Origin of the sequence: Rugamonas fusca (genome assembly GCF_014042365.1) — a bacterium.
GTDB lineage: Bacteria > Pseudomonadota > Gammaproteobacteria > Burkholderiales > Burkholderiaceae_D > Rugamonas > Rugamonas fusca.
On record NZ_JACEZS010000007.1, the window covers coordinates 42,669 to 68,412 of the forward strand.

The following is a 25,744-nucleotide window of genomic DNA, read 5'->3' on the forward strand; positions in this document are numbered from 1 at the left end:
CCGCCGTGCATTGGCGGCGCCGTCCGTGCGCCGCCACCGGGCAGCTTTTGTTAGTCTCGTTGCATTCCTGTTTGAAAGGATACGCATGAACAGCAAGTTGTCGCGCCACGTTTGGCTGTCTTGGTTACTGCTATTGGCCCTGGCCGGCTGCGGCGCGCGCGCCAGCGATGGCACGCCGCCGGCGCCCCCTGTCCCCGCTCCCGCCAAAATCACCGTCGCCCTGACCCAGGGCCAGAGCGCCACCATCGCGCCGGGCACCGTGCTGCGCCTGGAGCGCGTCAACGACAGCCGCTGCCGCGTGGGCGCCGTGTGCGTGTGGGCCGGCTACATCAGCTACACCTTCACGCTCACCAAGGACGGAACCCCTTCCAGCTTCGTGCTGGCGGCCGACATGCCCGGCGCCAGCAAGAGCGTGAGCCAGAACGGCCTGACCTTCACCCTGCTCGGCGTGGAGCCGGACAGCGTGCCCCACATGAAGGCGCCGGTGCCCGATTACCGGGTCAGCGTGCAAGTGAGCGCGCTAAGGTCCAATTAAGAATCCCTGACGATACTGGCAACACTTCAAACATCGACCGGGAGACGTCATGCAAGGCTGGATACGCGCCAACAAAGGGTTCCTGCTGTTCCTCACGCTGTTCGGCATCTTCCGCACGGCCGTGGCGGACTGGAACCCGATTCCGTCAGCCTCCATGCATCCCAACCTGCTGGAAGGCGACGTGGTGCTCGTCAACCGGCTGGCCTACAACGTCAAGCTGCCGCTGACGGACATCGTGCTGGGCCACACGGGCGAACCGCAGCGGGGCGACATCGTCACCTTCAGCTCGCCCCAGGATGGCACGCGCCTGATCAAGCGCGTGATCGCCGTGCCCGGCGACCGGGTCGAGATGCGTGACGAACAGCTGATCATCAACGGCCAGCCTTCCAGCTACGCCTTGCTGGGCGACGGCCGCGAAACGGTGGGCGCGGCCGGCACGCTGCGCACGGTACAGCTGCGCGAAACCATGGCCGCCGGCGCGGCCGCCCCGCACGCCATCCAGCTGCTGCCGCAAGTGAACGCGCGCCGCAACTTCGCCCCCGTCACGGTGCCGCCCGATCAATACATGATGTTGGGCGATAACCGCGACAACAGCGCCGACTCGCGCTACATCGGCCTGGTGCCGCGCGCCCTGCTGATCGGCCGCGCCGTGCGGGTGCTGGCCTCGGCCGACATCCAGGGCAACTGGCACCCGCGCACGGAGCGCTTCGGCATGGACCTGTACGGCCCCCAGTGAGCCAGCTCCTGGCCCGGTCCGCTGCCGCGATGTTATGATCCAGTCAAACTTGTCATAACATTAGCCGGCAGCCCCGCGCGCGACGCGCCGGCGGCGGCCGGCACGGAGCCCACATGATTGAATTTGCAGGCCTGGCCAAGGTCTACGGCGGCTTTGCAGCCGTCAAGCCATTAACGATGACGGTGCGGCGCGGCGAAGTGTTCGGCTTCCTCGGCCCCAATGGCGCCGGCAAGACCACCACCATCCGCATGATGATGGGCATCCTCGTGCCCAGCGCCGGCCAGGTCCGCATCAACGGCTGCGATTGCCACGGCGCGGCCCACGAGGTCAAGCGCCACGTGGGCTACCTGCCCGACACGCCCGTGTTCTACGACTACCTGCGCGGCCGCGAGATCCTGCAGTTCGTGGCCGAGATGCATGGCTACGACCGCGCCGAGGCGGCCCGCCGCGGCGCGCGCCTGCTGGCGGAATTCGGGCTCGAGGAGGCGGGCGAGGACTACGCCGTCAACTACTCGCTGGGCATGAAGAAGCGCCTGGGCCTGGCCTGCGCGCTGGTGCACGAGCCGCCCGTGCTGATCCTCGACGAGCCCATCAACGGCCTCGATCCGCGCGCCTCGCGCGACGTGCAGGAACGGCTGCTGGCCGCCGCCGCGCAAGGCACCACCATCTTCGTTTCCACCCACCTGCTGGACATGGCCGAGAAGCTGTGCGACCGGGTCGGCATCATCCACCACGGCGACCTGGTGGCCACCGGCACGCTCGACGAGATCCGTGGCGACGCCTCGGCCGCCGCCTCGCTGGAGGACGTGTTCCTGAAGATCACGGCCGGCGACGACGGCGTCACGCCATGATGGCCGCGCCCACACACGGCCGCGCCATGCTGCTGATGGCGCGCCTGCGCCTGACGCGGCTGGTCAACCAGGCCAGCGCGCTGTCGTTCCGCGCCTTCCGCCGCAAGCGGGCCGGCCGCGTGGCCACGCCGGGCAAACCCCGCAACGCGTGGCTACTGGCCTTGTTCGTTGCGGTGACGGCCGGCTTCTCGTTCACGCAACTGGCGCGCACCGCGGTGCTCAACCTGCACTGCCACATCGACGCGGCGTGCGCCGCTACCGACGACCACGGCGCGACTTACATGGCGCTGGAAAAGGGCGCGGCCGGCCTGGCCGCCACGCCATTCAGCCCGCACCTGGCCAGCGCACTGACCATGATGCTGACATTGCTGTTGCTGGCCAGCGTGCTGATGGCGCTGGGCAGCCGCGAACTGGCCCAGGCCGACTGGGACCTGGAATGGCTGGCCACGCTGCCCGTGCGGCGCAAGACGCTGCTGTGGGGCCGCGTGCTCGAACGCAGCGTGGGCAATCCCTCCGCCCTGTTCGCGCTGCTGCCCCTGTGCGGGCTGCTGGCGTGGTATTCCGGCTTGCGCTGGAGCGCGCCGCTCGCCGTGCTGGCGATGGCGGCGCTGCTGCTGCCACTGACGGCCCTGTGCCAGACGCTGGCCGACACGGGTCTGCGCATGTGGCTCCCGGCTTCGCAACTGCGCAACCTGCAGGCGCTCACCAGCCTGGCCTCCATGCCCCTCATCTATTTCGTGATGGCGCTCGGTATGCCCAACGGGGCCACCTTCCCCGTCGAGTGGGCCGCCGCCTATCCATCCTGGACCGTATGGACGCCGCCCGGCCTCATGATCCAGCTGCTGCAGGCGGCCACGCCAGGCCACGCGGCCGCGCTGGCCGCGCTGCTGCTGGCCCAGGTGGGGTTGCTGCTGGCCGCTGGCGTGGCGCTGCTGGGATTCCAGCTGCGCCACGGCGTGGTGGCCTCCGGCGCGCGCGCCAGCGGACGCGCCGGCGCGCGCGCTGGCGCTGCCGTCCCACACCCGGGCGGGCGCGGGCTGCTATCTCCCGTGAAGCGGCGCGAATTACACCTGCTGTCGCGCGACCGCAACTTCCTCGTGCAAAGCCTGCTGCTGCCGGTGGTGATCATCGGCAGCCAGCTGATGTTCAATGGCGCCTTGCGCGACGTGGGCCAGTTCGTCCACAACACCACCCTGGTGGCCGCCAGCGCCTTCGGCATCGGCAGCTACGTGCTGATGCTGTCGGCCTTCCAGACCCTCAACAACGAAGGCCCGGTGCTGTGGATGCTATACACCTTCCCCCGCAAGGTGGAAAGCGTGCTGCGCGAAAAAGCGCAACTGTGGGGTGTGCTGGCCCTGCTCTACCCGCTCGGCGTCTTCGGCCTGGCCATCCATTTCGGCGCCGCCCTCAACTGGCGGCTGGCGGGGCTGTTCATCCTGGCCCTGGCCGGCATGCCCATTTTCGCCGTGATCGCCGTATCACTCGGCGTGTTCGCCTGCGACCCGCTGGCGCCGGACGTGCGCACCCGCGTGCGGCCCAGCTACGTCTACCTGTACATGCTGCTGGCCAGCTTTTACGTGTATTGCATCTACACCAGCGTGTGGCCGCAAAAGCTGGTGGTGATGGTGCTGTGCGGCGCGCTGGCGCTGGCCATGTGGCAGAAGGCGCGCGACGAGCTGCCCTACCTGCTGGACCCGGCCGCCGCGCCGCCGGCCCGCGTGTCCACGGCCGACGGCCTGATGGCGGCCACCGCCTTCTTCATCCTGCAAGCGCTGATCGGCCTGTGGTTCCGCGATGGGACGGGCAAGATCGCCCTGCAAGGGTGGACGATGGCGTTCGCGGCGGCCGGCGCCATCGTGTATGGCTGCACGCGCCTGATCTACTGGCGCAGCAAGACGGCCGGCGTGCCGGCCATCGCACGTGGCGGCAATGCGCGGGCGGCCGCGCTCCTGGGCCTGGCCGCCGCCGTACCGGCCATCGCCGTGGGACTGGTGTACCTGGCGGCGCTGCGCCACAGCGCGCTGGCACCGGCACTGGCGGCCGCCGCGGCCGGCGCCACCGTCCATCCGGGCTGGCTGCTGGCGCTGGCCGTGCTGGCCGCGCCGCTGTGCGAAGAATTCATTTTCCGTGGCCTGATCTTCGGCGGCCTGCGGCGTTCCATGGGCGCGCTGCCAGCCATGCTGGCCAGCGCGGCCATCTTCGCCATCGTCCACCCGCCGTTGTCGATGCTGCCCGTGTTCGTGCTGGGCCTGTGCGCGGCGTGGAGCTACGAGCGCAGCCAGCGCCTGCTGGCGCCCATGCTGGTGCACGCGCTGTACAACGCGGCCGTCGTGTCGTGGCAACTCTGGAATTGATTCAGGCCGGGGCCGGCGCACCATCCATGGCCTGCGCGCGGCGCAGCCGTTCACGGCAATTACACAGGTTGGTGCGCATGGCCGCGCGCGCCGCCTCCGGGTCCTGGCGCTCGATGGCGAAATAGATGTCCTCGTGTTCGCGGTAGATGCGCTGCAGGCAGTCGCCGGCCCCGCCTGGCACCGCATGGGCGATCTGGGTCGGCGCCAGGTGGGCGCGCGGAATGATGGCCTGCCCCAGGTCGGTCAGCAGGTCGACGAAATAGCGGTTACCCGTCGCCTCCGCGATCAGCAGGTGGAACCGCTGCTCGGCTTCGACTGAAACGCCGGGCAGCGCGGCCCCGCTCAGGATGCGGTGCAGCGCCGCCTGCAGCTGCGCCACCTGTTGCGCGCTGCGGCGGGTGGCGGCCAGCCAGGCCGCCTCCGTCTCCACGCTCATGCGCAGTTCCAGCACGGCCAGCAAATCGGCCAGGCTGTGCACGGCGCCGGCCGCCACGCTGAGCCGGGCCGGTTGCGGCGCCAGCACGAAAGTGCCCACCCCATGCCGGGTCTGCACCAGCCCCGCCGCCTGCAGATGCGAGATCGCCTCGCGCACCACGGTACGGCTCACGCCATGCTGTTCCATGATGTCCGATTCGGCCGGCAGCTTGTCGCCGGGCTTGCAGTCGCCGCTGCGGATGCGCGCGGTGACGCTCTCCACCACCCCTTGCGCGAGGTTGCGCGGCTTTTTGCGGGGCACGAACAGGGGAGCGGGTAGGATGTGGGACATGACGCGGATCGGCGATGACGGGCCGGGCCATTATAGCAGCGCGAACTTACAGCAGTTGAAGTGGCGGGCCGGCGCCTCAGACCAGCAGCGCCGTGCTCATCGACTCGGCGTCGGCCGCCGACTGGCGCAGCACCAGGTCCAGGCGCGCGTTATCGCGCACATAATCGTCCAGCGCGTAATCGGTATCGCAGGCGTCGGTGGCGGGCGCCAGCGGCGAGGCCACGGGCGCCAGCCGTTTGGCCAGCAGCAGCGTGTCGCGCAGGCCGGCCGGCGGCGGCGACAGCGTGGCGCCGCGCAGCGCGACGATGGCCAGCGCCACCGGCTCCGGAATGGCCAGCTTGCGCATCATCTCGCGCGTGATGATTTCCCGCGCCGCCCCCATCCACTCGGCCGGATCGTCGAGCAGGCCAGGCAGCTCGTCGGCGCGCGACAGCAGGTAGAAGCCGCCCGCCTCGTGCACGATGCCGGCGAACAGCGCCGTGTCGGCGTCGCAGCCCGTCACGTGGCGCGCCAGCACATGGGCCAGCGCGGCCACGTGGGCCGTGTGGCGCCACAGCTGCTCGGCCATGGCGCGCAAGTGCGGATCGCGTATGCGGCTGCCGAACTGGCGCACCACCATGGCCGCCGCCATCGTGTACAGGTTGCGGTAGCCCACCCGCAGCACGGCCGTGCGCACGCCCGTCACGAGCGGGCCACGGCGGTTGAACACGGCACTATTGGACAGCGCCACCGTGCGCGCGGCCAGTTGCGGCTCGGCCAGCACCTTGCGCACCACGTCGTCCGTGGCGCAATCGGGATCGGCCAGCGCCAGCTGCAGGTGCAGCGCGGCGTTCACGCTGGTGGGAAAAACCAGCTCGCCACGTTCGGCTTGCGACACTATCTGGGCGAAGTCTCTTAGTTTTTCCATGGAAACATTATACGCAGGGCAGCGCCAACCGCAATGCCCCCCGTAGCATGGCCGCCACGCGGGCGGCCAGCCATGGTCTACACGGACTACAGGTGCGGCGCGATCAGCGGCAGCAGGTCGTCGAAGGTGCGGCCGCTGGCATTCTCGCCGATGGCGTGCATCTTCCATTCACCGTTGTGGCGGTACACCTTGGCCATGATCTGGGCCGTGTGCGAGCCCTGCACGGACAGGTTGAAGCGGGCCACCTCCTTGCCGCTGGCCGCGTCCAGCAACCTGCAGTAGGCGTTCTCCACCTGCGAGAAATTCTGCCCCGTGAAGCTGTTGACCGTGAACACGAGGCTGCGCACACCGGCCGGCACCTGGCCCAGGTCGACGTTGATCTGTTCATCGTCGCCATCGCCGGCGCCGGTGCGGTTGTCGCCCGTGTGCACGATGCTGCCGTCGCGGCTGCGCAACTGGCGGAACCAGATCACGTCCAGCGGCCGGTTGGCCTCGTCGAACATCACGCACGAGGCGTCCAGGTCCACCGCTTCGCTGCGGGCGCCAAAGCCGAAGAAGCCCTTGCTCTTGATGGCGTCCCAGCCCAGGCCCATGACGACGCGCCCCAGGGAGGCGCCCGCTTCCTTGTCCAGCGAGATCTTCTGGCCTTTTTGCAGATTGACTGACATTGCTGTTTCCTTTCGTTTAAGGTTACGAGTGAACGCGGACCGCGTTACTGCTGGCGGCGCTGGGTCCAGTTCAGGAAGGCTTCCCGGTTGCGCGAGCAGACCAGCACCTTGCCCTGGCCGGAAAAGCGCAGCACCATGCCTTCGCCGCTGGTCTGGCTGTTGATCAGGTTGCCGAGGAAGCCGCCCCCGCCGCCGGTGGTGATGGACATTTCGTAGTGCAGCGCGCTGTCCCAGCACACCACGTGGGCGTTGTCGATCACCACGTCGCGCCCCGGCGTCACCTCCAGCTGGGAGATGGAGCCGAAGCCCGACACCACCACCTGGCCGGAGCCGGCCGTCTCCGTGATGAAGAAGCCGCCGCTCTGGGCGAACAGGGCGTTGCCCAGGTTCTGGGTGCGCACCCGCAGCTCAACGCCGGAACTGGCGGCCACGAAGGCGCCATCGCTCAGCATGTACTGGCGCGGCCCCACGTCCACCACCTGCATGGCGCCTGGCAGCGTGGGCGAGAGCAGGCAGTCACCCGCCCCGCGCACGGCCTCGATATGCTGCTGGAAGAACGATTCGCCGTTGGCGAAGCGCCGCATCAGGGCGGCGCCGATGCCGCCGGTGACCTTGCCGCGCAAGTCCAGCGCCGCCTCCATCATCACCATCGCGTCCGACTCGCAGTAGATTTTCTCACCGTGTGCGAGCGACACGTGCAGGAACGGGTCAACGTCCCCGGTAACAGTAAATGCTGGCATGTGTGATCCTTCCTGAAACTGTTTATACCGTTTATATGTTCACGCCGAACGAGGAAGCCAGTGGCCCCAGGCCGCCCTTGAAGCCCTGTCCGACGGCCTTGAACTTCCAGTCACCGCCGTTGCGGTACACCTCGCCGAACACCATGGCCGTCTCGGCCGAGCCATCCTCGGACAGGTCGAAACGGGCGATCTCCGTGTTGCCGCTGGCGTTCACGCAGCGCACGAAAGCCTTTTGCACCATGCCGAAGTTCTGGCGCCGCGCGTCGGCCTCGTGGATGGTGACGCAGATGGCGATGCGGTCCACGTTGGCCGGCACGTCGGCCAGGTTGATGGTCACCGTCTCGTCGTCGCCATCGCCGGCGCCGGTGCGGTTGTCGCCCGAGTGGGCTACGGAACCCTCCACCGACTTGAGGTTGTTGTAGAAAACGAAGTCGGCGTCGCCGCGCACCTTGCCGTCGGCCTTGAGCAGGAAGGCCGAGCCGTCCAGGTCGAAGCTGTTGCCGTCGGTGGCGCGCACGTCCCAACCGAGGCCGACCACCATCTTCGACAGGCCGGGTGCTTCCTTGCTCAGATTGACGTTGCCGCCTTTTTGCAGACTGATTGCCATGATGTGTTACTCCTGTTTGCTGGTATGAGCACCTGTACTGCCTGCGCGGCGGGCCGGTGCCTGATGCCCGCCGCGTTGACGCACTTCTGCGCTTTGTATCGTTACGCCGCCAGTGCCGGCGCCTGCTGCTTGCGGCGGTGGCGGATCGAGGACCACAGCGAGGCGGCGATGAAAGCCACGCCGACCAGGCCCGTGAACACCTCGGGGATGTGGAACTTCATGCTGGCCAACATGATCAGGGCCAAAATGCCGATCGCGTAGTGGGCGCCGTGCTCGAGGAACACGAATTCGTCCAGCGTGCCCTGCTTGACGAGGAACACCGTCAGCGAGCGCACGAACATGGCGCCGATGGCCAGGCCCAGCATGATGATCACCACGTCCGTCGTGATGGCGAACGCGCCGATCACACCGTCGAAGCTGAACGAGGCGTCCAGCACTTCCAGGTACAGGAAGCCGCCGATACCACCGCGCTTGATCAGCTCACCGACGTTGCTGCCGTTCTCTTCCTTCTCCAGCAGGCTGCTGACGGCGTCCACACCCACGTAGGTCAGCACACCCCACAGGCCGGACACCAGCACCACCAGCTTCTGCTCCGGTTCCACCAGCGTCAGGCTGGCCAGCAGCGCGCCCAGCGCCACCATCACCGAGATCGACGACACCTTGCCCAGCGCGCCCAGCTTCTGTTCCACGTGGCCCAGCCAGTGCAGTTCCTTGTCCTCGTCCAGCAGGAAGTTCAGGAACACCAGCAGCAGGAAGATGCCACCGAAGGCCGCCACTTCAGCGTGGTGGTTGGTCAGATGGGTGGAATACGCGGCCGGATCGTTGAGGGCCAGGTTCCATACTTCCATCAGCCCCAGGTCGGCCGCCATGGCCACGATCACCAGCGGGAACAACAGCCGCATGCCGAACACGGCGATGACGATGCCCACGCCCAGGAACAGCTTCTGCCAGAACGCGTCCCAGGTTTTCAGCACGGAGGCGTTGACCACCGCGTTATCGAACGACAGCGAGACTTCCATCACGCCCAGGATGGCCGCGATGCCGATGGCCGCCAGCGCGCCGGCCCAACCCGTATGCTCGTAGCCCCACCACCCCGCCGCCGCCAGGCAGACGAAGGTGACCAGGAACGACACCTTGAAGTGTTTCATTGCTATACCCCGTTGTTGTGATGAATGGGATGCAGTGTAGGGCCCGGCGTGATTTTAAAAAATAGAAGATAATCGAAGTATTACTTCGAAAAAACAGAAGATGAAAACAACCGGACTCAATTTCCGCCACCTGTATTTTTTCTGGATGGTGGCCAAGGAAGGCAGCGTGACGCGGGCTGCTGAACGCCTGGGACTGGCCGTGCAGACGGTCAGCATGCAGCTGGCGTTGCTGGAGCAATCCGTGGGCAAGCAGTTGCTGGAACCGCAGGGACGGCGGCTGGCGCCGACCGAGGCGGGCCGCGTGGCGCTCAGTTATTGCGACCAGATTTTCCTGCTGGGCGACCAGTTGCAGGACGCGCTCGAGGAGACGGACGCGGGCAAGATGCGCCTCACGGTGGGCATTTCCGATTCGCTGCCCAAGCTGATCGCCTTCCGCCTGCTGGAGGCGACCCAGCGCATGGAGCAGCAGGTGAAACTGGTGTGCCTGGAGGATGAATTCGAATCGCTGCTGGCCGACCTCGCGCTCAACAAGCTCGACGTGGTGCTGACCGACCGCGCCGTGCGCCCCGGCGGCGGCCTGCGCGTGTTCAGCCACCTGCTGGGGGAGAGCGGCATGCAGCTGTTCGGCGTGCCGCGCCTGGCGCGCAAGGTGCGGCGCAACTTCCCCGCCAGCCTCGAAGGCGCGCCGCTGCTGCTGCCGACCCGGAACAACGCGCTGCGGGGACGGATCGACGCCTGGCTGGTGCAGCATGGCGTGCGGCCCGACGTGGTGGGCGAGTTCGAGGATAACGCCATGCTCAACACCTTCGGCCGCAACGGGCTGGGATTGTTCTTCGCGCCCTCCGCGCTGGCGCACGACATCGAGGAGCAGTTCGGCGCCGTGCTGGCCGGCGACGCGCCGGCATTGCGCGAACAGTTCTACGCCATCTCGAACGAACGCAAGATCAGGCACCCGGCCGTGGAAGCGATCCTGACGGCCGTGCACAGCGGGCCATTCGCCGTCGCGCCGTGAACACGGCAGGCGCCTGCCCATGCGCGCCGCGTCAACCGGCGCACGCAGCGCGCGCGAAAATTGCGCTGCCGGGGGGCCGGGTCGGATAAGATGCAGGTTTTGACCGCCCGCCTCGCGCGCCCCTATGCAAAACCTCCTGCTCGTCCTGCTCGCCATCTTCCTGGTCGCGCTCAATGGCTTTTTCGTGGCCGCCGAATTCGGCATCGTCACGCTGCGACCCACCCGCATCCGCGCCATCGCCAAGAGCCAGGGGCTGCGCGGGCGCACGCTGGCCAAGGTGCACGGCGACCTGGACGCCTACCTGTCGGCCTGCCAGCTCGGCATCACGCTGGCCTCGCTGGGCCTGGGCTGGGTGGGCGAGCCGGCCTTCGCCGGCCTGCTCGAGCCGCTGTTCGCCGCCATCGGCGTCAATTCGCCGCAGTTGATCCACGGCGTGGCGTTCGCGCTGGCGTTCACCGTCATCTCCTTCCTGCACATCGTGGTGGGCGAACTGGCGCCCAAGTCACTGGCGATCCGCATGCCCGAGGCGATCGGCCTGTGGAGCGCCCTGCCGCTGTATGGCTTCTACTGGGCCATGTACCCGGCCATCTGGCTGCTCAATGCGAGCGCCGGCATGGTGCTGGGGCTGGTGGGCCTGTCGGGCAAGGGCGGCCACGACACGCACTACTCGGTCGATGAACTCAAGCTTATCCTGCGCAGCAACCAGCCGGGCCAGAAGTACAGCAAGGAAGAACGCAACATCCTGGCCCATTCGCTCGAATTCAGCGAGTTGTCCGTCTCGGACCTGATGCGGCCCTTCAATGAAGTGATCGCGCTGCGGGCCGACCTGCCGTTGGAGGAGAACCTGCAAACCATGCTGCGCAACCGTTTCAGCCGCTATCCGTATTACGACACGGACGGCGAGACGGTGCTGGGCCTGATCCACCTGAAGGACCTGTTCTTCGCCCAGCAATCGGGCAAACCCGTGACGGACCTGGCGCCGCTGCTGCGGCCCGTGGAAACCATCTCCGCGCGCACGCCCGCGCTGGAGCAGTTCCGGCGCTTCCGCGACGGCGCGCCGCACTTCGCGCTGATCGGTGAGAAAGGCAAGCGGCCGCTGGGCTTCATCACGCTCGACAACCTGCTGGGCGCCATGGTGGGCGAGATCCACGACGAATTCCGCCTCAACGAAAACGACTGGCTCAAGCAGCCCGACGGCACGCTGGTGGGCAAGGCCAGCCTGCCCATCTTCTCGCTGGAGCGGGCGCTGGGCATCGATATCGAGAACGAGGAACTGGGGCTGGACGAAGTGGAATCCGTGGGCGGCCTGCTGATGCTCAAGCTGGGCGACGTCCCCAAGCAAGGCCAGCGCGTGAGCTTCCGCTATTTCGACATCGTGGCCAAGAAGATGACGGGGCCACGCATCCTGCTGGTGAAAGTGATCCCCAAGCAGCAAGCGGACAACGACGCCGACGACCTGGACTAGCCAGACAGCAAAATCGGGGACGTAACACGATTTCTCCTTGGAGCAATACCGTGTTACGTCCCCGATTTTTCCTCGGCGCCACTCCAGTGCCGCAGCAGGCCCAGGCCCACGGCCAGCAGCGTGGGGCCGATGAACAGGCCGACAAAGCCGAATGCCAGCACGCCGCCCATCACGCCCAGCAGCACCAGGATGAACGGCAGGCTGCTGCCACGGCTGATCAGCATGGGCTTGACGACGTTGTCCACCCCGCTGATGGCGAAGAAACCCCACACCAGCATGAACACGCCCCAGCCCGTGCGGCCTTCGTTGAACAGCCAGATGGCGGCGCCGCCCCAGATCAGCGGCGGCCCCACGGGAATCAGCGACAGCACGAAGGTACAGATCGACAGCAGCGCCACGGCCGGCACGCCGGCCAGCGCCAGCCCGATGGCGGCCACGCCGGCCTGCGCCAGCGCCGTGCCCAGCAAACCGTACATCACGCCGCGCACGGTGCGGCCCACCGTGTCGGCCACGGCTTCGCCCTGCTCGCCTATCAGCTTGTCCATTCCGCCACGCACCAGGGCCACGATGGCCTGGCCGTCGCGGTACAGGAAGAAGCATACGAACACGGCCAGGCTGACCTGGGCCACGCCGCGTCCCAGCACCAGGCTGGCGCCGAGCAGCAGGCGGCGCGCCGGTTCCAGCAGGCGCTGGGCCAGCGCGATCAGTTCCTCGCGGCTGGCCACCAGCTTGCGCAGGTAGGCGTCGACCTGCTCGCCCACCAGCGGCAATTGCTTGAGCCAGGCCGGCGGCACGATGGTGCCGTCATCGACGGCGGCCCGCACCTGGTCGAAATAGCTGGCCGCGTTATCGGCCACGCTCCACGCCACCAGCGCCAGCGGCACCAGGATCACCAGCGTGAGCGAGATCGTCATCAGGGCGGCGGCCAGCGTGCGGCGCTGGCGCATGCGGTGCAGCAGCCACAGGTACAGGGGCCAGCTGGAGATGGCGATGGCGGCCGCGAACAGGATGGCGGCCAGGAATGGCCGCAGCACGATCAGACAGCCGAGCACCAGCAGCACGATGGCCGCCAGGCGGGTGTAGGGTTGGAAGCGCTGCTCCATGCGTGCCCCGGTCGGTTGGACGGCGGGCGGCGCGGCGCCGCCCGGCCAGGCTGTCAGTTCAGCAGCAGCTTGAGGTCGTGCACGATGGGCTCGGGGCCCAGGCCGTGGCGCACGAACAGGCGCAGCTTGCCCGTCTTGTCAAACACGTAGCTGCCGGCCGTGTGGTCGACCGTGTAGCTGTCCTTGGTCTTGCCCGGCACCTTGGCGTAGAACACCTTGAATTCCTTGGCCACGGCGGCCGTCTGCTCCGGCGTGCCATACAGCCCGAGGAAGCGCTTGTCGAACGCGGGCACGTACTGGGCCAGCAGCGCCTGCGTGTCGCGCTCGGGATCGACGGTCACGAACAGCACCTGCACCTGGTCCGACAATGGCCCCAGCGCCTGCATCACGCTCTCCATTTCCGCCATCGTCGTGGGGCACACGTCCGGGCATTGGGTATAGCCGAAGAACATCACCACGGCCTTGCCCTTGAAGTCGGCCAGCTTGCGCGGCTTGCCCGTGTGGTCGGTCAGCGCGAAGTCGTGCGCGTAGTCGAGGCCAGACAGGTCGGTGTTCTTGAATTCCACTTTCGGCAGCGCGGGCTTTTCGCCGCAGCCGGCCAGCGGGCCGGCGGCCAGCACGGCCAGGGTCAACAGGGCTAACAGTTTTTTCATGGTGTGGGTTACAGCTTGATGTAGTGGTCCACCAGCAGCGCGGCGAACAGCAGCGACAGGTAGATGATGGACCAGGTGAAGGCCTTGCGGGCAATCAGGTCGGTGTAGTGGCGGTAGATCTTCCACGCATGGTGCAGGAAGATGGCGTTCAGCACCACGGCGCTGGCCAGGTAGATCAGGCCGCTCATGTGGACGGCGAACGGCAGCAAGGTGGTGGCGGCCAGCGCGATCGTATAGAGCAGCACGTGGAACTGGGTGAACGGCAGGCCGTGCGTGACCGGCAGCATGGGCAGGCCAGAACGGGCGTAGTCGTCGCGCCGGTACATGGCCAGCGCCCAGAAGTGCGGCGGGGTCCACACGAAAATGATCAGCACCAGCAGCCACGCTTGCATCGGCACGTCGTTGGCGACGGCGGCCCAGCCCAGCGCCGGCGGCATGGCGCCCGACAGGCCGCCGATGACGATGTTCTGCGGCGTGGCCGGCTTGAGGATCATGGTGTAGATCACGGCGTAGCCGACAAAGGTGACGAAGGTCAGCCACATGGTCAGCGGGTTCACCAGCGCGTACAGGATCCACATGCCGGCGCCGCCGATGATGGCCGAGTACAGCATGGTCTCGGAGACGCTCAGTTCACCGGTGGCCACGGCGCGGCGCGCCGTGCGCGCCATGCGCGCGTCGATCTCGCGTTCGGCCAGGCAGTTGACGGCGAACGCGGCGCCGGCCAGCAGCCAGATGCCGAGCGTGGCGGCCACCACCACGCGCCAGTCGGGCAGGCCGTCGGTGGCCAGGAACATGCCGATCACGGCGCAGAACACGGCCAGTTGGGTCACGCGGGGCTTGGTCAGCGTCCAGTATTGGGCAAAGCGGTTGCCGGTTTTATGGGTGGCGGTGTGGGTCGTCATTAGTGGTGTCTGGCAGCGGTGGCTTGCGGGAATACGGCGCTGGCGGCTGCCTTCTGCGCAATCTCGAATTGGAACTTGGCCCGGTAGTTTAACATGGTCAGCAACAGCACCAGCAGCGCCGCCCCGGCGTTATGGAGCACGGCGATGGCCAGCGGATAGTTGAGGAAGATGGTGGCCACGCCCGTGCACAGCTGGACCACCAGCACCACGGCGATGGCGCGCGCCGTCTTGTGCAGGGCCGTGTGGCCCCAGGCGCGGAACGCCGTGTAGCCGGCCACCAGCGCCACCACGAAGGCGAAATTGCGGTGCACCCAGTGGATGGCCGTCAGCGCGGCGAATGGCAGGTAGTGGCCGGCGGCCGTCTTGCCCAGTTCACGCCACAGCGTGAACCCGTGTTCGACATCCATTTCCGGCACCAGCTTGCCGCCGCACAGGGGGAAATCAGTGCAGGCCAGCGTGGCGTAGTTGGTGCTCACCCAGCCGCCCAGCGCCAGTTGCACCAGCAGCAGCGCGCCCGACAGCGCGGCCAGCAGGCGGATGTTGCGCATGGCCGGCGGCGACCCGGTCACCACGGTGCGCACAGGCGCGATCAGCTGGTCCTGGCGGCCGCCATACCACGTGAGCAGCGCCAGCAAGCCCATGCCCAGCAGCAGGTGGGTGGTGACGATCACGGGCTGCAGCTTGAGGGTGACGGTCCAGGCGCCGAACGCGCCCTGCAGGCAGACGAACAGCAGCAGCGCCGTGGGCAGCCAGGGCGCGTACTCCACCCGGCTGCGGTCGCGCAGCCAGTGGCGCCACGATTGCGCCACCATGGCCACGATCAGCACCCCGATCGTCATGGCCAGGTAGCGGTGGATCATTTCGATCCAGGCCTTGGCCACCGTCACCGGGCCGCTGGGCAGCAGCGTTTCGGCGGCCTGGATCTGCTCATGGGCCAGGAAGGGATTGGCCGTGCCGTAACAACCGGGCCAGTCCGGGCAACCGAGGCCGGAATCCGTCAGGCGCGTGAAGGCGCCGAACACGATCAGGTCGAACGTGAGGAACACGCACACCCACACCAGCTTGCGGTACTTGCTGGTGTCGGACGAGGTCCACACGATGGACAGCGGCAGCAAGGCCACCAGCAGCGCGGTGATGGCCATTTGGGGCAAGGTGGCGGCATGCATGATGGTTCAACCTATGGCGGACGCTTTGAGCAGCTTGGCCAGGTCTTTCTTCACCTTGGCCATTTTATCGATGTCGGACGAGACGGCGCGGGCCGGGAAGCGCATCATCAGGTTGCCCAGCGGGTCGATCAGGAACACGTGCTCGCTAAGCGGGCCGTCCGTGCCGGGCGGCAGCCATTTTTCCACGGCGCCGGCGGGCGCGCGCAGCATGCGGGTGCCGTCATTCACGCGCAGCAGCATGGTGTCCAGCGGCGCGTCGTCCGTGATCAGCCAGATCCGCTCGATGCGCTCCATGTCCTTGCCCTGCATGGTGCGCAGCTGGCGCATGGCGAACAGCTGGTCCTGGCAATCCTGCTGGCAGTCGGACGGGCCCACCTTGAGCATGATCCACTTGCCCTTGTAGTCGGCTAGCGTGGCCGGCTTGCCGTCCAGCGTGCTGCTGGCCATGGCGGGAATCGGGTACCGGCGCGGGTCGATCAGGTCGCCGTAGTTGGTGCGGCCGCTGGGCTTGATCACGTAATAGGTGAAGTAGGAGGCAATCAGCGGCGCCGCGCACACGGCCAGCACGGCCAGCAGCTTCCAGCGCCCGCGCGCCATTTGCCGCGCCGCCGGGTCGATATTGGCCGTCTTATTTTCCACTGCTTTTTCCACGTCGGTATCCATTCCACACATAAAAAATGATGGCCATCGCCGCCAGTGCGTACCACTGGAAGGCGTAGCCGCGATGTTTGTCCACGCCCAGCGCCGGCGCCGGCCAGTCGCGCACCAGGGCCGCGTCGTCCGGGCCGGCGGCGCCGGCCTGTTCGATCACGAACGGCGCCAGCGCCAGTCCGCTGGCCGCCGCCACCTGGGCCGGGTCGGCGTTCTGCACGATGGCGCCCGGACGCAGCGCGGGCGCGGCGCCCAGCTGCATCACGTGGCCCACGTTCTGGCGCGCCACGCCTTCCAGCGTGACGGTGCCGGCCGGGGTGGCGTAATCGGGCAGCTTGTCGCGCTGCACCGGGTCGCGCGGCAGCCAGCCGCGCGCCACCAGCACGTGGCTGGCCGTGCCGTCGATGCGAAACGGCATCAGCACATAAAAACCTGCCCGGCCCTGGTATGGCCGGTTGTCCAGGTACAGCGGCCAGCCGGGCACGAACCGGCCCTGCACCCGCACGCGGCGAAATTCCACCCCGGCCGCCGGCACGGGGCGCCCGTCCAGTTGGACCGGGGCGGCGGCGGCGCCTTGCGCCAGCCGCGCCTCCAGCGCCAGCTTCTCGGCCGCGCGCCGTTCTTGCCAATTTCCCAAGGCGACGCCGAGCGCCGCCACCAGCACGGTGGCCGCCAATGGGATCAGTTTAAACCGGAAGGCGATACGCATTACAATAGGTGCCTTAATTCTCTCTACAGTCTACCGCGCCATGAAAATTGCCGTCGCCATCGCCTTCATCCTGATCATCGGCAGCCTGGGTTCGGCCCTGTTCTTCCTCATGCGCGACAAAGGCAAAAGCAACAACACGGTCAGGGCGCTGGCCATGCGGGTGGGCCTGTCGATCACGCTGTTCCTGCTGATCCTGCTCGGCTACAAGCTCGGCTACATCCAGCCCACCGGCATCCGCCAATAAACCCGTACTGGGCCACGAAAAAAGCCGCATCCGGGTCTGGCCCGCATGCGGCTTTTTCAGCTTCGCGGCTGGCGCGCCGCGAAGAATTATAACGCCCTCTTACATCCAGTAGACCACCACGTACAGGCCCAGCCAGACCACGTCGACGAAGTGCCAGTACCAGGCCGCGCCTTCGAAGGCGAAGTGGTGGTCGGGCGTGAAGTGGCCGCGCAGCACGCGGTACAGCACCACCGACAGCATGATGGCGCCCATGGTCACGTGGAAGCCGTGGAAGCCGGTCAGCATGAAGAAGGTGGAACCGTAGATGCCCGAGGTCAGCTTCAGGTTCAGTTCGCTGTAGGCGTGCATGTATTCGAAGGCCTGGAAGCCCATGAAGGTCGCGCCCAGCAGGATGGTCAGGAACAGCCAGAACGCCGTCTTGCCGCGATGGCCGGCGCGCAGTGCGTGGTGCGAGATGGTCAGGGTCAGGCCCGAGGTCAGCAGCAGCGCCGTGTTCAGGGTCGGGATCGGGAACGGCCCCATGGTCTTGAATTCCTGGATGGTGCCGGCCGGACCCGCATTGCCCCAGTGGGCCGCGAAATCAGGCCACAGGATCTTGTGGTCCAGGTCACCCAGCCACGGCATGGTGATGCTGCGCGCATAGAACAGGGCGCCGAAGAACGCGCCGAAGAACATCACCTCCGAGAAGATGAACCAGCTCATGGACCAGCGGTAGGAATGGTCGATACGCTGGCTGTACAAGCCCTTCTCCGACTCGCCGATGGCGTCGCCGAACCAGAAGTACAGCACCGTGATGATGCCGGCCAGGCCGACCAGGTTGGCGGCCGGGCCCCACGATACATCGTTCACCCAGGCCGACGCGCCAGCCATGGTCAACAACAGCGACAGGCCGGCCAGCAGCGGCCACTTGGATGGACCAGGCACGAAGTAGTACGGTGCCGAGGCGTTTTGTGAACTCATCTTCATCTCCCTAAATCAACTGTATGCGTGAATGCTGCTTTTATTTTGAAACGACAAATTTGACGATCGATATCAGTAACGCGATGAACAGGGCCACCCCGATCAAGCCGGCGATGATGACGTGCACGGGATTGAGTTTAGCCGAATCCGCATCGAAATCGCTCTTGCGGCGCAAGCCGAAGAACGACCAGAACACCGCTTTCATGGAATACAGGAACGACGCCTGTTGCTGCGGTTTCTTCACTTCATCCATGGCGTCCACCTTGCTCACTTCGAGGCCGTCTTGTCCAGACCGGCGATTTCAAAAAACGTGTACGACAGCGTGATCGTCTTCACATCCTTGGGCAGGGCCGGGTCGATGTAGAACACCACCGGCATCTGCCGCGCCTCGTTCGCCTTCAGGGTCTGCTGCTTGAAACAGAAGCATTCCACTTTCTTGAAGTGCGGCGTGGCGCTTTGCGGCGCGTAGCTGGGAATGGCCTGGGCCTGCACCGTGCGCGGCTGGGTGTTGACCACTTCATACAACACCGTTTGCAACTGGCCCGGGTGCACCTTGACGCTGGCTACCACGGGGCGGAAACGCCACGGCCCCTGCGCATTGCCGTCGAACTCCACGGTGACGGTGCGGCTCATGTCCACCTGGGTGTTCTGGTCCAGCGTCACCGTGCCATCCTTCTGCGTCAGCACGTTGATCCCCAACACTTCGCAAATCTGCTTGTAGACGGGGATCAAGGCATAGCCGAAGCCGAACATCATCACGGCGATGACGAGCAGCTTGCCCAGCAATTGCCGGTTCAGGCCGCGGGTTTCCTGGTCCATGGCCACGTCAGCTCAGCCAGATGTGCTTGACGAACACGGACACGAAGAACACCAGCGCCACCGACGCCAGGATCAGGCCGGTCCTCACATTGTTTGGTTTATTCGCTTGCGACATGGTTCTCGACTCACTGCTGGAACGATCGTTGGCGGGCCACCGGCTGGCAGCCCGCCCTTGCCATTACTTGACGGTTGGTGGCGTCTCGAAGGTGTGGAACGGGGCCGGGCTAGGCACGGTCCATTCCAGGCCTTCCGCGCCATCCCATGGCTTGGTCTCGGCCTTCTTGCCGCCACGGATGGTCGGCAGCACGACGAAGAACAGGAAGAACGCTTGCGACAGGCCGAAACCGAAGGCGCCGATGGAAGCGATCATGTTGAAGTCCGTGAACTGCGCCGGGTAGTCGGCGTAGCGGCGTGGCATGCCGGCCAGGCCCAGGAAGTGCATCGGGAAGAAGGTCACGTTGAAGGTGATCAGCGACAGCCAGAAGTGCAGCTTGCCCATGGTTTCGTTGTACATGTGGCCGGTCCATTTCGGCGACCAGTAGTAGAAACCGGCGAACAGCGCGAACAGCGAGCCGGCCACCAGCACGTAGTGGAAGTGGGCCACCACGTAGTAGGTATCCTGCAGCTGGATGTCGATCGGGGTCACGGCCAGGATCAGGCCCGTGAAGCCGCCCATGGTGAACACGAAGATGAAGCCGACGGCGAACAGCATCGGCGTCTCGAAGGTCATGGAACCCTTCCACATGGTAGCGATCCAGTTGAACACCTTCACGCCCGTGGGCACGGCGATCAGCATGGTGGCGTACATGAAGAACAGCTGCGAGGTCACCGGCATGCCGGTGGTGAACATGTGGTGCGCCCACACGATGAACGACAGGATGGCGATCGAAGCGGTGGCGTACACCATCGAGGCGTAGCCGAACAGCGGCTTGCGGGCGAACGCGGGCAGGATCTGCGACACGATGCCGAACGCCGGCAGGATCATGATGTACACCTCGGGGTGGCCGAAGAACCAGAAGATGTGCTGGTACATGACCGGGTCGCCGCCGCCGGCCGCGTTGAAGAACGAGGTACCGAAGTGGCGGTCGGTCAGGGTCATGGTGATGGCGCCGGCCAGCACGGGCATCACGGCGATCAGCAGGTAGGCCGTGATCAGCCAGGTCCAGCAGAACATCGGCATCTTCATCAGCGTCATGCCGGGCGCGCGCATGTTGAGGATGGTGACGATGATGTTGATCGAGCCCATGATGGACGAGGCGCCCATCAGGTGCATGGCGAAGATACCCATGTCCATGCCGATGCCCATCTGGCTCGACAGCGGCGCGTACAGCGTCCAGCCGGCGGCCGTGGCGCCGCCAGGGACGAAGAACGACGACGCCAGCAGGATGGCGGCCGGTGGCAGCAGCCAGAACGAGAAGTTGTTCATGCGGGCGAAGGCCATGTCGGAGGCGCCGATCTGCAGCGGGATCATCCAGTTGGCGTAGCCCACGAAGGCCGGCATGATGGCGCCGAACACCATCACCAGGCCGTGCATGGTGGTGAGCTGGTTGAAGAATTCAGGCTGGAAGAATTGCAGGCCGGGCTTGAACAGCTCGGTGCGTATCATCAGGGCCAGTACGCCGCCCGACAGCAGCATGATGAAGGAGAACCACAGGTACAGCGTGCCGATATCCTTGTGGTTGGTGGCGAACAACCAGCGCGACAGGCCGTGCGGGTGGTCGTGCGCGTGGTCGTGCGCGTGGTCGTGTGCGTGATCCAAAGTGCTCGTGCTCATGTAAGTCCCCTGATTACTTGCGTGCAGCCAGAACTTCGGCTGGTTGAACGATGTTTTCGGCGGCCTTGTTCGACCAGTTGTTGCGGGTGTAGGTGATGACAGCCGCAATCTCCGTATCCGACAGTTGCTTCCACGCTGGCATCTCGCCAGGGAACTTGCCGCTCTTCTTGCCGTTCAGCAGAACGTGGATCTGGTCCGCCTTGGGACCATTGACGACGGGCGAACCGTCCAGCGCGGCGAACGCGCCAGGCAAGCCCTTGCCGGTCGCCTGGTGGCACACGACGCAATTGGTGGCGTACACTTTCTCGCCCTTGGTTTTCAGTTCATCGATGGTCCAGACTTTGGTCGGGTCTTCCGCCAGCGCGGCCATTTCCTTGAGCTTGCCGTCGACCCAGACCTTGTACTCGTCTTCCGTCACGACCTTGACGACGATGGGCATGAAGGCGTGCTCCTTGCCGCACAGTTCGGCGCAATTGCCGCGGTAGGTGCCGGTGTGTTCGGCCTTGAACCAGGTGTCGCGCACGAAGCCGGGGATGGCGTCCTGCTTGACGGCGAAGGCGGGGATGGACCAGGCGTGGATCACGTCGTTGGCCGTGGTGACGATGCGGATCTTCTTGTTGACCGGCACCACCACTTCATTATCGACTTCGATCAGGTAGTTCTCGCCGCGTGGCTGGGTTGGCGCCACGCCGGGCGCGCCCACTTGCGCGCGCGGGGTGGACAGGTTGGACAGGAAGGAAATGCCCTGGCCTTCGCCTTTCAGGTAATCGTAGCCCCATTTCCACTGCATGCCGGTGGCCTTGATGGTGATGTCGGCGTTGGAGGTGTCTTTCATGCCGACCACGGTGCGGGTGGCGGGCAGCGCCATGCCGATCACGATCAGGAAGGGGACCACGGTCCAGGCGATTTCGACGGCCGTCGATTCATGGAAGGTGGCTGGCTTGTGGCCCAGCGACTTGCGGTGCTTGATGATCGAATAGAACATCACGCCGAACACGGCGACGAAGATCACCATGCAGATCACCATCATCCAGGTGTGCAGGCTGTAGACTTCGGACGCGATCTGGGTTGCCGGTGCCTGCAGGTTCAGTTCGCGCACCATGGGACCGCCGGTACCGCCCGTGGCCGCCGTGTAGGTGCCGGCCGCCACCGGGGCGTCGGCCGCCCACGCCGGCATGCCCGCCGCTGTCATCAGCAGCCCGAGCATCAACGATTGAAGTCGCTTTGCATGTTTCATGTTTTCCCCAACCACCAAAAAAAATGGATATATTTTTTTTAAAACGGCGTGAAGATTCGATGAGTTGAACCGCCGCCGCTCCTAAAACACCTTCAGATCCGGCCCGGCGCGCCCGCAAAAAACATCAGGCTGCGATAGAGCAGGATCTTGATATTTCGCCAAGCGTATCTAATATTACTATCAGATGCCCGGCCTGCACTAGCAATTACTCTTCGCCTCCCCGACGCCGCCTATATCAGGTTGGCGATGTCAAGACATGACAAAATTAGTCAACGATTATATAGAACAAAAATGACTTCCATCAAGGAATAATCCAATTTCTCATAGTGGCGGCGCAGCATAATGGCGCCCCGAAAGGCCAGGCGCCGCCCTGCGGCGGGCCCGTCCGGGCCACCGCTGTGCGTCAATTTGATAGCAATTTGACAGGAATCCGGTGGCCCGCATGGCCCCGGCTGGGGGCGCCTAGCGCGGCTTGCGCGGCAGGTCGAAGCGGATAATGGCCTCGCCCGTGGACGTCACGCGCGGGGCGGGACGGAAGGCATGGCCGTAGATGACCTCGAATGACAGGCCCAGCTTGCCATCGGGGCGGCGCGCCCGCTCCAATGCGGCCAGCATCCTGGCCCAGGCCTGGCGCCCCATCAGGCCGCGACGGCGCGTGGCCAGCGGATTGCCGCCCCAGGCCCGCACATCGGCCAGCAGCGCCTGCGGCGTGTCGTAGGTGACGGTGATGACTTCCATGTCCAGCACCGGCGTGGAAAAGCCCGCCTCCACCAGCTGGTCGCCGAAATCGTGCATATCGACGAACGGCAGGCCATGGGGCGCCAGGTCCACGTCCTCGAACGCGGCCCGCACTTCCTTGAACGTGTCGGGGCCGAAGCAGGAAAACATCAGCAAGCCATCGACCTTGAGCACGCGGCGCCATTCGGCGAACACCCGGTCCGGCTGCGGATGCCAGTGCAACGCCAGGTTGGACCACACCACATTCACGGCGCCCGGCCCCAGCGGCAGCGCCGCGAAGTCGCCGCACACCAGGTCCACGCCCGTCTTGGCTGGCAACAGCTTGCTCATCAACTGGTTGATGGCGCCGGGCCGCGCCGCGCGCGCGCGGGCCGCGCCCACCATGGCTGCGGCCGCATCCACCCCCAGGATCTGGGCCGCCGGGTAAGCTTTTTGCAACGTTGCCAAATCAGCTCCCTCGCCACAGCCGGCATCGAGCACGCGCTGGGGCGACAGCTTGATCAGCCCCAGCCGGTCATGCATGCGCGCGGCGATTTCGCGCCGCAGGAAGTCGGACGGTTGCACCCGCTGCGGGTGGGCGAAGGCGGCGCGCACGCGCCCCAGGTCGATGGGCGCGCTGAGTTTGGGCGCTTGGGCAGGCACTTGCATGATTCTCAATCAGGAGCGGTGAAGATGCGATAATGTCGGCAGTGTACATGGTTGTAGCCAAACGCGATGCCGACCGCCCCGCCACCGCCGCCCGCCAAGCCTCCAGCCAGCGCCCGCGCGCTGCTGCGCCGCACTGGCACGGCCCTGCTGCAAGGCCTGCTGCCCACGGCGTGCGCGCTGTGCGGCGCCGCCTGCGCCGAGACGCTGTGCCCGCCCTGCACGGCCCAGTTTTTTGGCCATGACCGCCCCCGGATCCCACGCTGCCACCAGTGCGCCAATCCGCTGCCGGCAGGCGCCGCAGACGGCCCTGGCCCCGGACTGTGCGCCGGCTGCCTGCTGCATCGGCCCGCGTTCGACGCCACCGTGGTGGCCGCCGATTACGCCATGCCGCTCGACCAGCTGGTATTGCAGTTAAAATTCGGCCACCGTCTGGCGCACGCCGTGCTGTTCGCCCGCCTGCTGCGCGACGCCGTACTGGAGCGTCCCGGCTTCGTGCTGCCGGCCGTGCTGTGCCCGGTGCCGCTGGGGCCGCGGCGGCTGGCCGAACGGGGCTACAACCAGGCGCTGGAAATCGCCCGTCCGCTGGCGCGCATGCTGGGCGTGGCGCTGGCGCCGCGCCTGGCCTGCCGCGTGCACGATACGCTGGCCCAAAGCGGCGTCGCGCCCGAGCACCGCGGCCGCAACGTGGCCCACGCGTTCGCCGTGGCCGACCCGGCGCTCGTCGAAGGCCGCCACATCGGCATCGTCGACGACGTCATGACCAGCGGCCAGACCCTGCATGCGCTGGCCGCCACGTTCAAGCGTTACGGCGCCGCGCGCGTGAGCAATCTGGTGTTCGCGCGCACGCCGCCTCATTGAATTTTTTTAGGAGAAGCACCTTGTTCCACGTCGTCCTCGTCAACCCGGAAATCCCGCCCAACACGGGCAACGTGATCCGCCTGTGCGCCAACACGGGCGCCCAGCTGCACCTGATCGAACCGCTGGGCTTTCCGCTGGAAGACTCGAAAATGAAGCGCGCCGGCCTCGACTACCACGAATACGCGCAAATGCAGGTGCACCAGAACTGGGACGCCTTCCTGGCCGCCGTGCAGCCCGACCCGGCCCGCATGTTCGCCATGACCACGCACGGTTCCTCGCCCTTCGCCAACGCCACCTTCCGTCCCGGCGACGTGTTCGTATTCGGCTCCGAAACGCGGGGACTGGACCCGGACCTGCGCGCATCGTTTCCGCCAGCCCAGCGCATCCGCCTGCCCATGCGGCCCGACAACCGCAGCCTGAACCTGTCGAACACGGTGGCCGTGGTCGTGTTCGAAGCGTGGCGCCAGAACGGCTACGCGGGCGGCGCCTGACCACGCCTACGCGAGAAAGCGGGCCGGGTTGGCGTCAAACAGCTGCTTGTGCGCGGCCATGCAGAAGTAAAAGGTGCGGCCCCGATAAACGGAAGTGGGCGCCGTCGCCTTCTCCACATCCATCTCGCAAATAACACAGCAAGGATGCTGATCGGTCGATACCCGCCGTTTGGCATAAGCGCCATTGGCATCCGGATGCAACCAACCCTGCCCTTGATATTCGAGGTGATCGGCCGTGCGCAGCGCCACGTCGCGGCCGCAATACCGTTCCACCACCCGCAGCGCAAGGTCGATGCCGGACGACAGCCCGCCCGCGCTGGCGACCTTGCCAGACTGCGATTCGACATAACGCGCACCGCGCTTCAGCACAATGTCGGGAAACGCCATCTGAAATTGCGCATAGGCGCCATGGTGGGTCGTCGCCGCCTGCCCGGATAGCAGCCCCGTCCGGGCCAGCAGGAAAGCGCCCAGGCAGACCGACATGGTGAGATCGGCCGTTTGCGCCGCCGCCCTGATCCAGGCCAGCATGGCCTCGCTTGGATCGCTTTGCGCGGGAATGACGATCAGCTTGGGCGCGGGTGCGGTGGCGAACGTGTAGTCCGGCACGATGGTCATGCCGCCAGTCGCCTTGATCGGCGCCCTCGTTTCAGCCACGGTATAGAGCTGGAACACGGGCGCCCCCTTGCGCCCTGGCAGGCTGACGTTTTCAAACACCTCCCACGGCCCGGCAAAATCAATGACGACGGCATCGTCCGACAACACAAACGCCACCGCAATGCTGCCTTCGGCCGGCAGTGGCAGCGGCGCGGGCGCCGGACGCTGGGGCCTGGCATGGGCCATCCTGGGCAATGCCGCCGCCAGCCCCATCGCCGTCGACAAAAGAAAAAGATCACGTCTGTTCATCATGCTGTTCCTTGGATAAGCGCACCGGCTGGTGACGGGAAAGCCAGTGTCCCATCGCGATGGCGCCGGCACGAGGCGCCTGGCTGCACACTTTCGTGC

General features: G+C 66.2%; 29 protein-coding genes. 9 read left to right on the forward strand and 20 right to left on the reverse strand.

The genetic code is table 11. The features are described from left to right. Positions 1-85: 85 nt before the first annotated feature. The 4 genes from H3H36_RS09805 (at position 86) to H3H36_RS09820 (ending at position 4,476) form a co-directional block, all read left to right on the forward strand. A complete protein-coding gene (locus tag H3H36_RS09805) occupies positions 86-535 on the forward strand; it encodes a hypothetical protein (protein WP_182216813.1) in 450 nt (149 codons plus the stop codon). 49 nt (positions 536-584) lie between these two features. Continuing rightward, a complete protein-coding gene (gene lepB / locus H3H36_RS09810; protein ID WP_182216815.1) occupies positions 585-1,271 on the forward strand; it encodes a signal peptidase I in 687 nt (228 codons plus the stop codon). Positions 1,272-1,384: 113 nt separating this feature from the next. After that, positions 1,385-2,122 (forward strand): ABC transporter ATP-binding protein, encoded by a 738-nt coding sequence (locus H3H36_RS09815; protein WP_182216817.1) that lies wholly within the window; start codon positions 1,385-1,387, stop codon positions 2,120-2,122. Next, positions 2,119-4,476, forward strand: a complete 2,358-nt coding sequence (locus H3H36_RS09820; protein ID WP_182216819.1) for a CPBP family intramembrane glutamic endopeptidase — start codon at positions 2,119-2,121, stop codon at positions 4,474-4,476. The genes H3H36_RS09815 and H3H36_RS09820 overlap by 4 nt, the downstream gene beginning before the upstream one ends. Before the next feature lies 1 nt (position 4,477). Here the strand turns inward: H3H36_RS09820 and H3H36_RS09825 are convergent, their stop codons facing one another. From H3H36_RS09825 to H3H36_RS09850, 6 genes are all read right to left on the reverse strand, one after another. Then, positions 4,478-5,242, reverse strand: a complete 765-nt coding sequence (locus tag H3H36_RS09825) for a FadR/GntR family transcriptional regulator (protein WP_182216821.1) — start codon at positions 5,240-5,242, stop codon at positions 4,478-4,480. Between the two features lie 76 nt (positions 5,243-5,318). After that, positions 5,319-6,149, reverse strand: coding sequence for an HDOD domain-containing protein (locus H3H36_RS09830; protein WP_182216824.1), 831 nt, complete (start codon positions 6,147-6,149; stop codon positions 5,319-5,321). An 86-nt stretch (positions 6,150-6,235) separates the two neighbouring features. After that, the gene (locus H3H36_RS09835; protein WP_182216826.1) at positions 6,236-6,817 is read right to left on the reverse strand and encodes a TerD family protein; all 582 of its coding nucleotides are present in this window, start codon (positions 6,815-6,817) and stop codon (positions 6,236-6,238) included. A 44-nt stretch (positions 6,818-6,861) separates the two neighbouring features. After that, a complete protein-coding gene (locus tag H3H36_RS09840; protein ID WP_182216829.1) occupies positions 6,862-7,557 on the reverse strand; it encodes a TIGR00266 family protein in 696 nt (231 codons plus the stop codon). Between the two features lie 31 nt (positions 7,558-7,588). Beyond that, a complete protein-coding gene (locus H3H36_RS09845; protein WP_182216831.1) occupies positions 7,589-8,164 on the reverse strand; it encodes a TerD family protein in 576 nt (191 codons plus the stop codon). Positions 8,165-8,265: 101 nt separating this feature from the next. Beyond that, positions 8,266-9,312: a DUF475 domain-containing protein gene (locus H3H36_RS09850; RefSeq protein ID WP_182216834.1), complete on the reverse strand. Its 1,047-nt coding sequence runs from the start codon at positions 9,310-9,312 to the stop codon at positions 8,266-8,268. A 100-nt stretch (positions 9,313-9,412) separates the two neighbouring features. On the opposite strand from H3H36_RS09850, the gene nhaR reads away from it, so the two are divergent. Together nhaR and H3H36_RS09860 are read left to right on the forward strand one after the other, a co-directional pair. Continuing rightward, a complete protein-coding gene (nhaR, locus tag H3H36_RS09855) occupies positions 9,413-10,324 on the forward strand; it encodes a transcriptional activator NhaR (RefSeq protein WP_182216836.1) in 912 nt (303 codons plus the stop codon). Between the two features lie 124 nt (positions 10,325-10,448). Continuing rightward, positions 10,449-11,789: a hemolysin family protein gene (locus tag H3H36_RS09860; protein ID WP_182216838.1), complete on the forward strand. Its 1,341-nt coding sequence runs from the start codon at positions 10,449-10,451 to the stop codon at positions 11,787-11,789. A gap of 53 nt (positions 11,790-11,842) precedes the next feature. Here the strand turns inward: H3H36_RS09860 and H3H36_RS09865 are convergent, their stop codons facing one another. The 6 genes from H3H36_RS09865 to H3H36_RS09890 are packed head-to-tail and all read right to left on the reverse strand — an operon-like array spanning position 11,843 to position 16,973. Further along, positions 11,843-12,892, reverse strand: coding sequence for an AI-2E family transporter (locus tag H3H36_RS09865; protein ID WP_182216840.1), 1,050 nt, complete (start codon positions 12,890-12,892; stop codon positions 11,843-11,845). 53 nt (positions 12,893-12,945) lie between these two features. After that, positions 12,946-13,545, reverse strand: a complete 600-nt coding sequence (locus H3H36_RS09870) for an SCO family protein (RefSeq protein ID WP_182216842.1) — start codon at positions 13,543-13,545, stop codon at positions 12,946-12,948. Between the two features lie 8 nt (positions 13,546-13,553). Further along, entirely contained in the window at positions 13,554-14,447 is an 894-nt protein-coding gene (cyoE, locus tag H3H36_RS09875) for a heme o synthase (protein WP_182216844.1), read from the reverse strand. Next, positions 14,447-15,613 carry a COX15/CtaA family protein gene (locus tag H3H36_RS09880; RefSeq protein WP_229219842.1) on the reverse strand — a complete coding sequence of 389 codons (1,167 nt, stop codon included), beginning with the start codon at positions 15,611-15,613 and terminating at the stop codon, positions 14,447-14,449. Before H3H36_RS09880 ends, cyoE begins: the two co-directional genes overlap by 1 nt. Before the next feature lie 6 nt (positions 15,614-15,619). After that, positions 15,620-16,210: an SCO family protein gene (locus tag H3H36_RS09885; protein ID WP_229219852.1), complete on the reverse strand. Its 591-nt coding sequence runs from the start codon at positions 16,208-16,210 to the stop codon at positions 15,620-15,622. A gap of 31 nt (positions 16,211-16,241) precedes the next feature. Then, entirely contained in the window at positions 16,242-16,973 is a 732-nt protein-coding gene (locus H3H36_RS09890; protein ID WP_182216848.1) for an SURF1 family protein, read from the reverse strand. Between the two features lie 40 nt (positions 16,974-17,013). On the opposite strand from H3H36_RS09890, the gene H3H36_RS09895 reads away from it, so the two are divergent. Further along, on the forward strand, positions 17,014-17,217 hold the full coding sequence (locus tag H3H36_RS09895) for a twin transmembrane helix small protein (RefSeq protein WP_182154296.1): 204 nt from the start codon (positions 17,014-17,016) through the stop codon (positions 17,215-17,217). A 99-nt stretch (positions 17,218-17,316) separates the two neighbouring features. Here the strand turns inward: H3H36_RS09895 and H3H36_RS09900 are convergent, their stop codons facing one another. The 7 genes from H3H36_RS09900 to H3H36_RS09925 form a co-directional block, all read right to left on the reverse strand. Continuing rightward, positions 17,317-18,177, reverse strand: a complete 861-nt coding sequence (locus H3H36_RS09900; RefSeq protein WP_182216850.1) for a cytochrome c oxidase subunit 3 — start codon at positions 18,175-18,177, stop codon at positions 17,317-17,319. Between the two features lie 40 nt (positions 18,178-18,217). Next, the gene (locus H3H36_RS09905; protein WP_182216852.1) at positions 18,218-18,430 is read right to left on the reverse strand and encodes a DUF2970 domain-containing protein; all 213 of its coding nucleotides are present in this window, start codon (positions 18,428-18,430) and stop codon (positions 18,218-18,220) included. A gap of 14 nt (positions 18,431-18,444) precedes the next feature. After that, complete coding sequence (locus H3H36_RS09910) at positions 18,445-18,996, reverse strand: cytochrome c oxidase assembly protein (protein WP_182216854.1); 552 nt, start codon at positions 18,994-18,996, stop codon at positions 18,445-18,447. Positions 18,997-19,003: 7 nt separating this feature from the next. Further along, complete coding sequence (locus tag H3H36_RS26680; protein ID WP_220456333.1) at positions 19,004-19,111, reverse strand: cytochrome oxidase small assembly protein; 108 nt, start codon at positions 19,109-19,111, stop codon at positions 19,004-19,006. Positions 19,112-19,174: 63 nt separating this feature from the next. Next, positions 19,175-20,770 (reverse strand): cytochrome c oxidase subunit I, encoded by a 1,596-nt coding sequence (gene ctaD, locus H3H36_RS09915; protein ID WP_182160466.1) that lies wholly within the window; start codon positions 20,768-20,770, stop codon positions 19,175-19,177. Between the two features lie 13 nt (positions 20,771-20,783). Continuing rightward, a complete protein-coding gene (gene coxB / locus H3H36_RS09920; RefSeq protein WP_182216856.1) occupies positions 20,784-22,007 on the reverse strand; it encodes a cytochrome c oxidase subunit II in 1,224 nt (407 codons plus the stop codon). A gap of 462 nt (positions 22,008-22,469) precedes the next feature. Further along, positions 22,470-23,393 carry a methyltransferase domain-containing protein gene (locus tag H3H36_RS09925; protein ID WP_182216858.1) on the reverse strand — a complete coding sequence of 308 codons (924 nt, stop codon included), beginning with the start codon at positions 23,391-23,393 and terminating at the stop codon, positions 22,470-22,472. A gap of 66 nt (positions 23,394-23,459) precedes the next feature. Between H3H36_RS09925 and H3H36_RS09930 the strand changes: the two genes are divergently transcribed. Beyond that, a complete protein-coding gene (locus tag H3H36_RS09930) occupies positions 23,460-24,251 on the forward strand; it encodes a ComF family protein (protein ID WP_182216860.1) in 792 nt (263 codons plus the stop codon). Positions 24,252-24,271: 20 nt separating this feature from the next. After that, positions 24,272-24,742, forward strand: coding sequence for a tRNA (uridine(34)/cytosine(34)/5-carboxymethylaminomethyluridine(34)-2'-O)-methyltransferase TrmL (gene trmL, locus H3H36_RS09935; protein ID WP_182216862.1), 471 nt, complete (start codon positions 24,272-24,274; stop codon positions 24,740-24,742). 6 nt (positions 24,743-24,748) lie between these two features. Here trmL and H3H36_RS09940 read toward each other — a convergent pair whose 3' ends face one another. Then, positions 24,749-25,648 carry a DJ-1/PfpI family protein gene (locus tag H3H36_RS09940; protein WP_182216864.1) on the reverse strand — a complete coding sequence of 300 codons (900 nt, stop codon included), beginning with the start codon at positions 25,646-25,648 and terminating at the stop codon, positions 24,749-24,751. Positions 25,649-25,744 lie beyond the last annotated feature (96 nt).

Coding starts and splice junctions, on each gene's coding strand:
- H3H36_RS09805 (WP_182216813.1), top strand. CDS start 86: ATGAACAGCAAGTTGTCGCGCCACGTTTGGCTGTCTTGGTTACTGCTA.
- lepB (WP_182216815.1), top strand. CDS start 585: ATGCAAGGCTGGATACGCGCCAACAAAGGGTTCCTGCTGTTCCTCACG.
- H3H36_RS09815 (WP_182216817.1), top strand. CDS start 1,385: ATGATTGAATTTGCAGGCCTGGCCAAGGTCTACGGCGGCTTTGCAGCC.
- H3H36_RS09820 (WP_182216819.1), top strand. CDS start 2,119: ATGATGGCCGCGCCCACACACGGCCGCGCCATGCTGCTGATGGCGCGC.
- H3H36_RS09825 (WP_182216821.1), bottom strand. CDS start 5,242: ATGTCCCACATCCTACCCGCTCCCCTGTTCGTGCCCCGCAAAAAGCCG.
- H3H36_RS09830 (WP_182216824.1), bottom strand. CDS start 6,149: ATGGAAAAACTAAGAGACTTCGCCCAGATAGTGTCGCAAGCCGAACGT.
- H3H36_RS09835 (WP_182216826.1), bottom strand. CDS start 6,817: ATGTCAGTCAATCTGCAAAAAGGCCAGAAGATCTCGCTGGACAAGGAA.
- H3H36_RS09840 (WP_182216829.1), bottom strand. CDS start 7,557: ATGCCAGCATTTACTGTTACCGGGGACGTTGACCCGTTCCTGCACGTG.
- H3H36_RS09845 (WP_182216831.1), bottom strand. CDS start 8,164: ATGGCAATCAGTCTGCAAAAAGGCGGCAACGTCAATCTGAGCAAGGAA.
- H3H36_RS09850 (WP_182216834.1), bottom strand. CDS start 9,312: ATGAAACACTTCAAGGTGTCGTTCCTGGTCACCTTCGTCTGCCTGGCG.
- nhaR (WP_182216836.1), top strand. CDS start 9,413: ATGAAAACAACCGGACTCAATTTCCGCCACCTGTATTTTTTCTGGATG.
- H3H36_RS09860 (WP_182216838.1), top strand. CDS start 10,449: ATGCAAAACCTCCTGCTCGTCCTGCTCGCCATCTTCCTGGTCGCGCTC.
- H3H36_RS09865 (WP_182216840.1), bottom strand. CDS start 12,892: ATGGAGCAGCGCTTCCAACCCTACACCCGCCTGGCGGCCATCGTGCTG.
- H3H36_RS09870 (WP_182216842.1), bottom strand. CDS start 13,545: ATGAAAAAACTGTTAGCCCTGTTGACCCTGGCCGTGCTGGCCGCCGGC.
- cyoE (WP_182216844.1), bottom strand. CDS start 14,447: ATGACGACCCACACCGCCACCCATAAAACCGGCAACCGCTTTGCCCAA.
- H3H36_RS09880 (WP_229219842.1), bottom strand. CDS start 15,613: ATGCATGCCGCCACCTTGCCCCAAATGGCCATCACCGCGCTGCTGGTG.
- H3H36_RS09885 (WP_229219852.1), bottom strand. CDS start 16,210: ATGGCGCGCGGGCGCTGGAAGCTGCTGGCCGTGCTGGCCGTGTGCGCG.
- H3H36_RS09890 (WP_182216848.1), bottom strand. CDS start 16,973: ATGCGTATCGCCTTCCGGTTTAAACTGATCCCATTGGCGGCCACCGTG.
- H3H36_RS09895 (WP_182154296.1), top strand. CDS start 17,014: ATGAAAATTGCCGTCGCCATCGCCTTCATCCTGATCATCGGCAGCCTG.
- H3H36_RS09900 (WP_182216850.1), bottom strand. CDS start 18,177: ATGAGTTCACAAAACGCCTCGGCACCGTACTACTTCGTGCCTGGTCCA.
- H3H36_RS09905 (WP_182216852.1), bottom strand. CDS start 18,430: ATGGATGAAGTGAAGAAACCGCAGCAACAGGCGTCGTTCCTGTATTCC.
- H3H36_RS09910 (WP_182216854.1), bottom strand. CDS start 18,996: ATGGACCAGGAAACCCGCGGCCTGAACCGGCAATTGCTGGGCAAGCTG.
- H3H36_RS26680 (WP_220456333.1), bottom strand. CDS start 19,111: ATGTCGCAAGCGAATAAACCAAACAATGTGAGGACCGGCCTGATCCTG.
- ctaD (WP_182160466.1), bottom strand. CDS start 20,770: ATGAGCACGAGCACTTTGGATCACGCACACGACCACGCGCACGACCAC.
- coxB (WP_182216856.1), bottom strand. CDS start 22,007: ATGAAACATGCAAAGCGACTTCAATCGTTGATGCTCGGGCTGCTGATG.
- H3H36_RS09925 (WP_182216858.1), bottom strand. CDS start 23,393: ATGCAAGTGCCTGCCCAAGCGCCCAAACTCAGCGCGCCCATCGACCTG.
- H3H36_RS09930 (WP_182216860.1), top strand. CDS start 23,460: ATGCCGACCGCCCCGCCACCGCCGCCCGCCAAGCCTCCAGCCAGCGCC.
- H3H36_RS09940 (WP_182216864.1), bottom strand. CDS start 25,648: ATGATGAACAGACGTGATCTTTTTCTTTTGTCGACGGCGATGGGGCTG.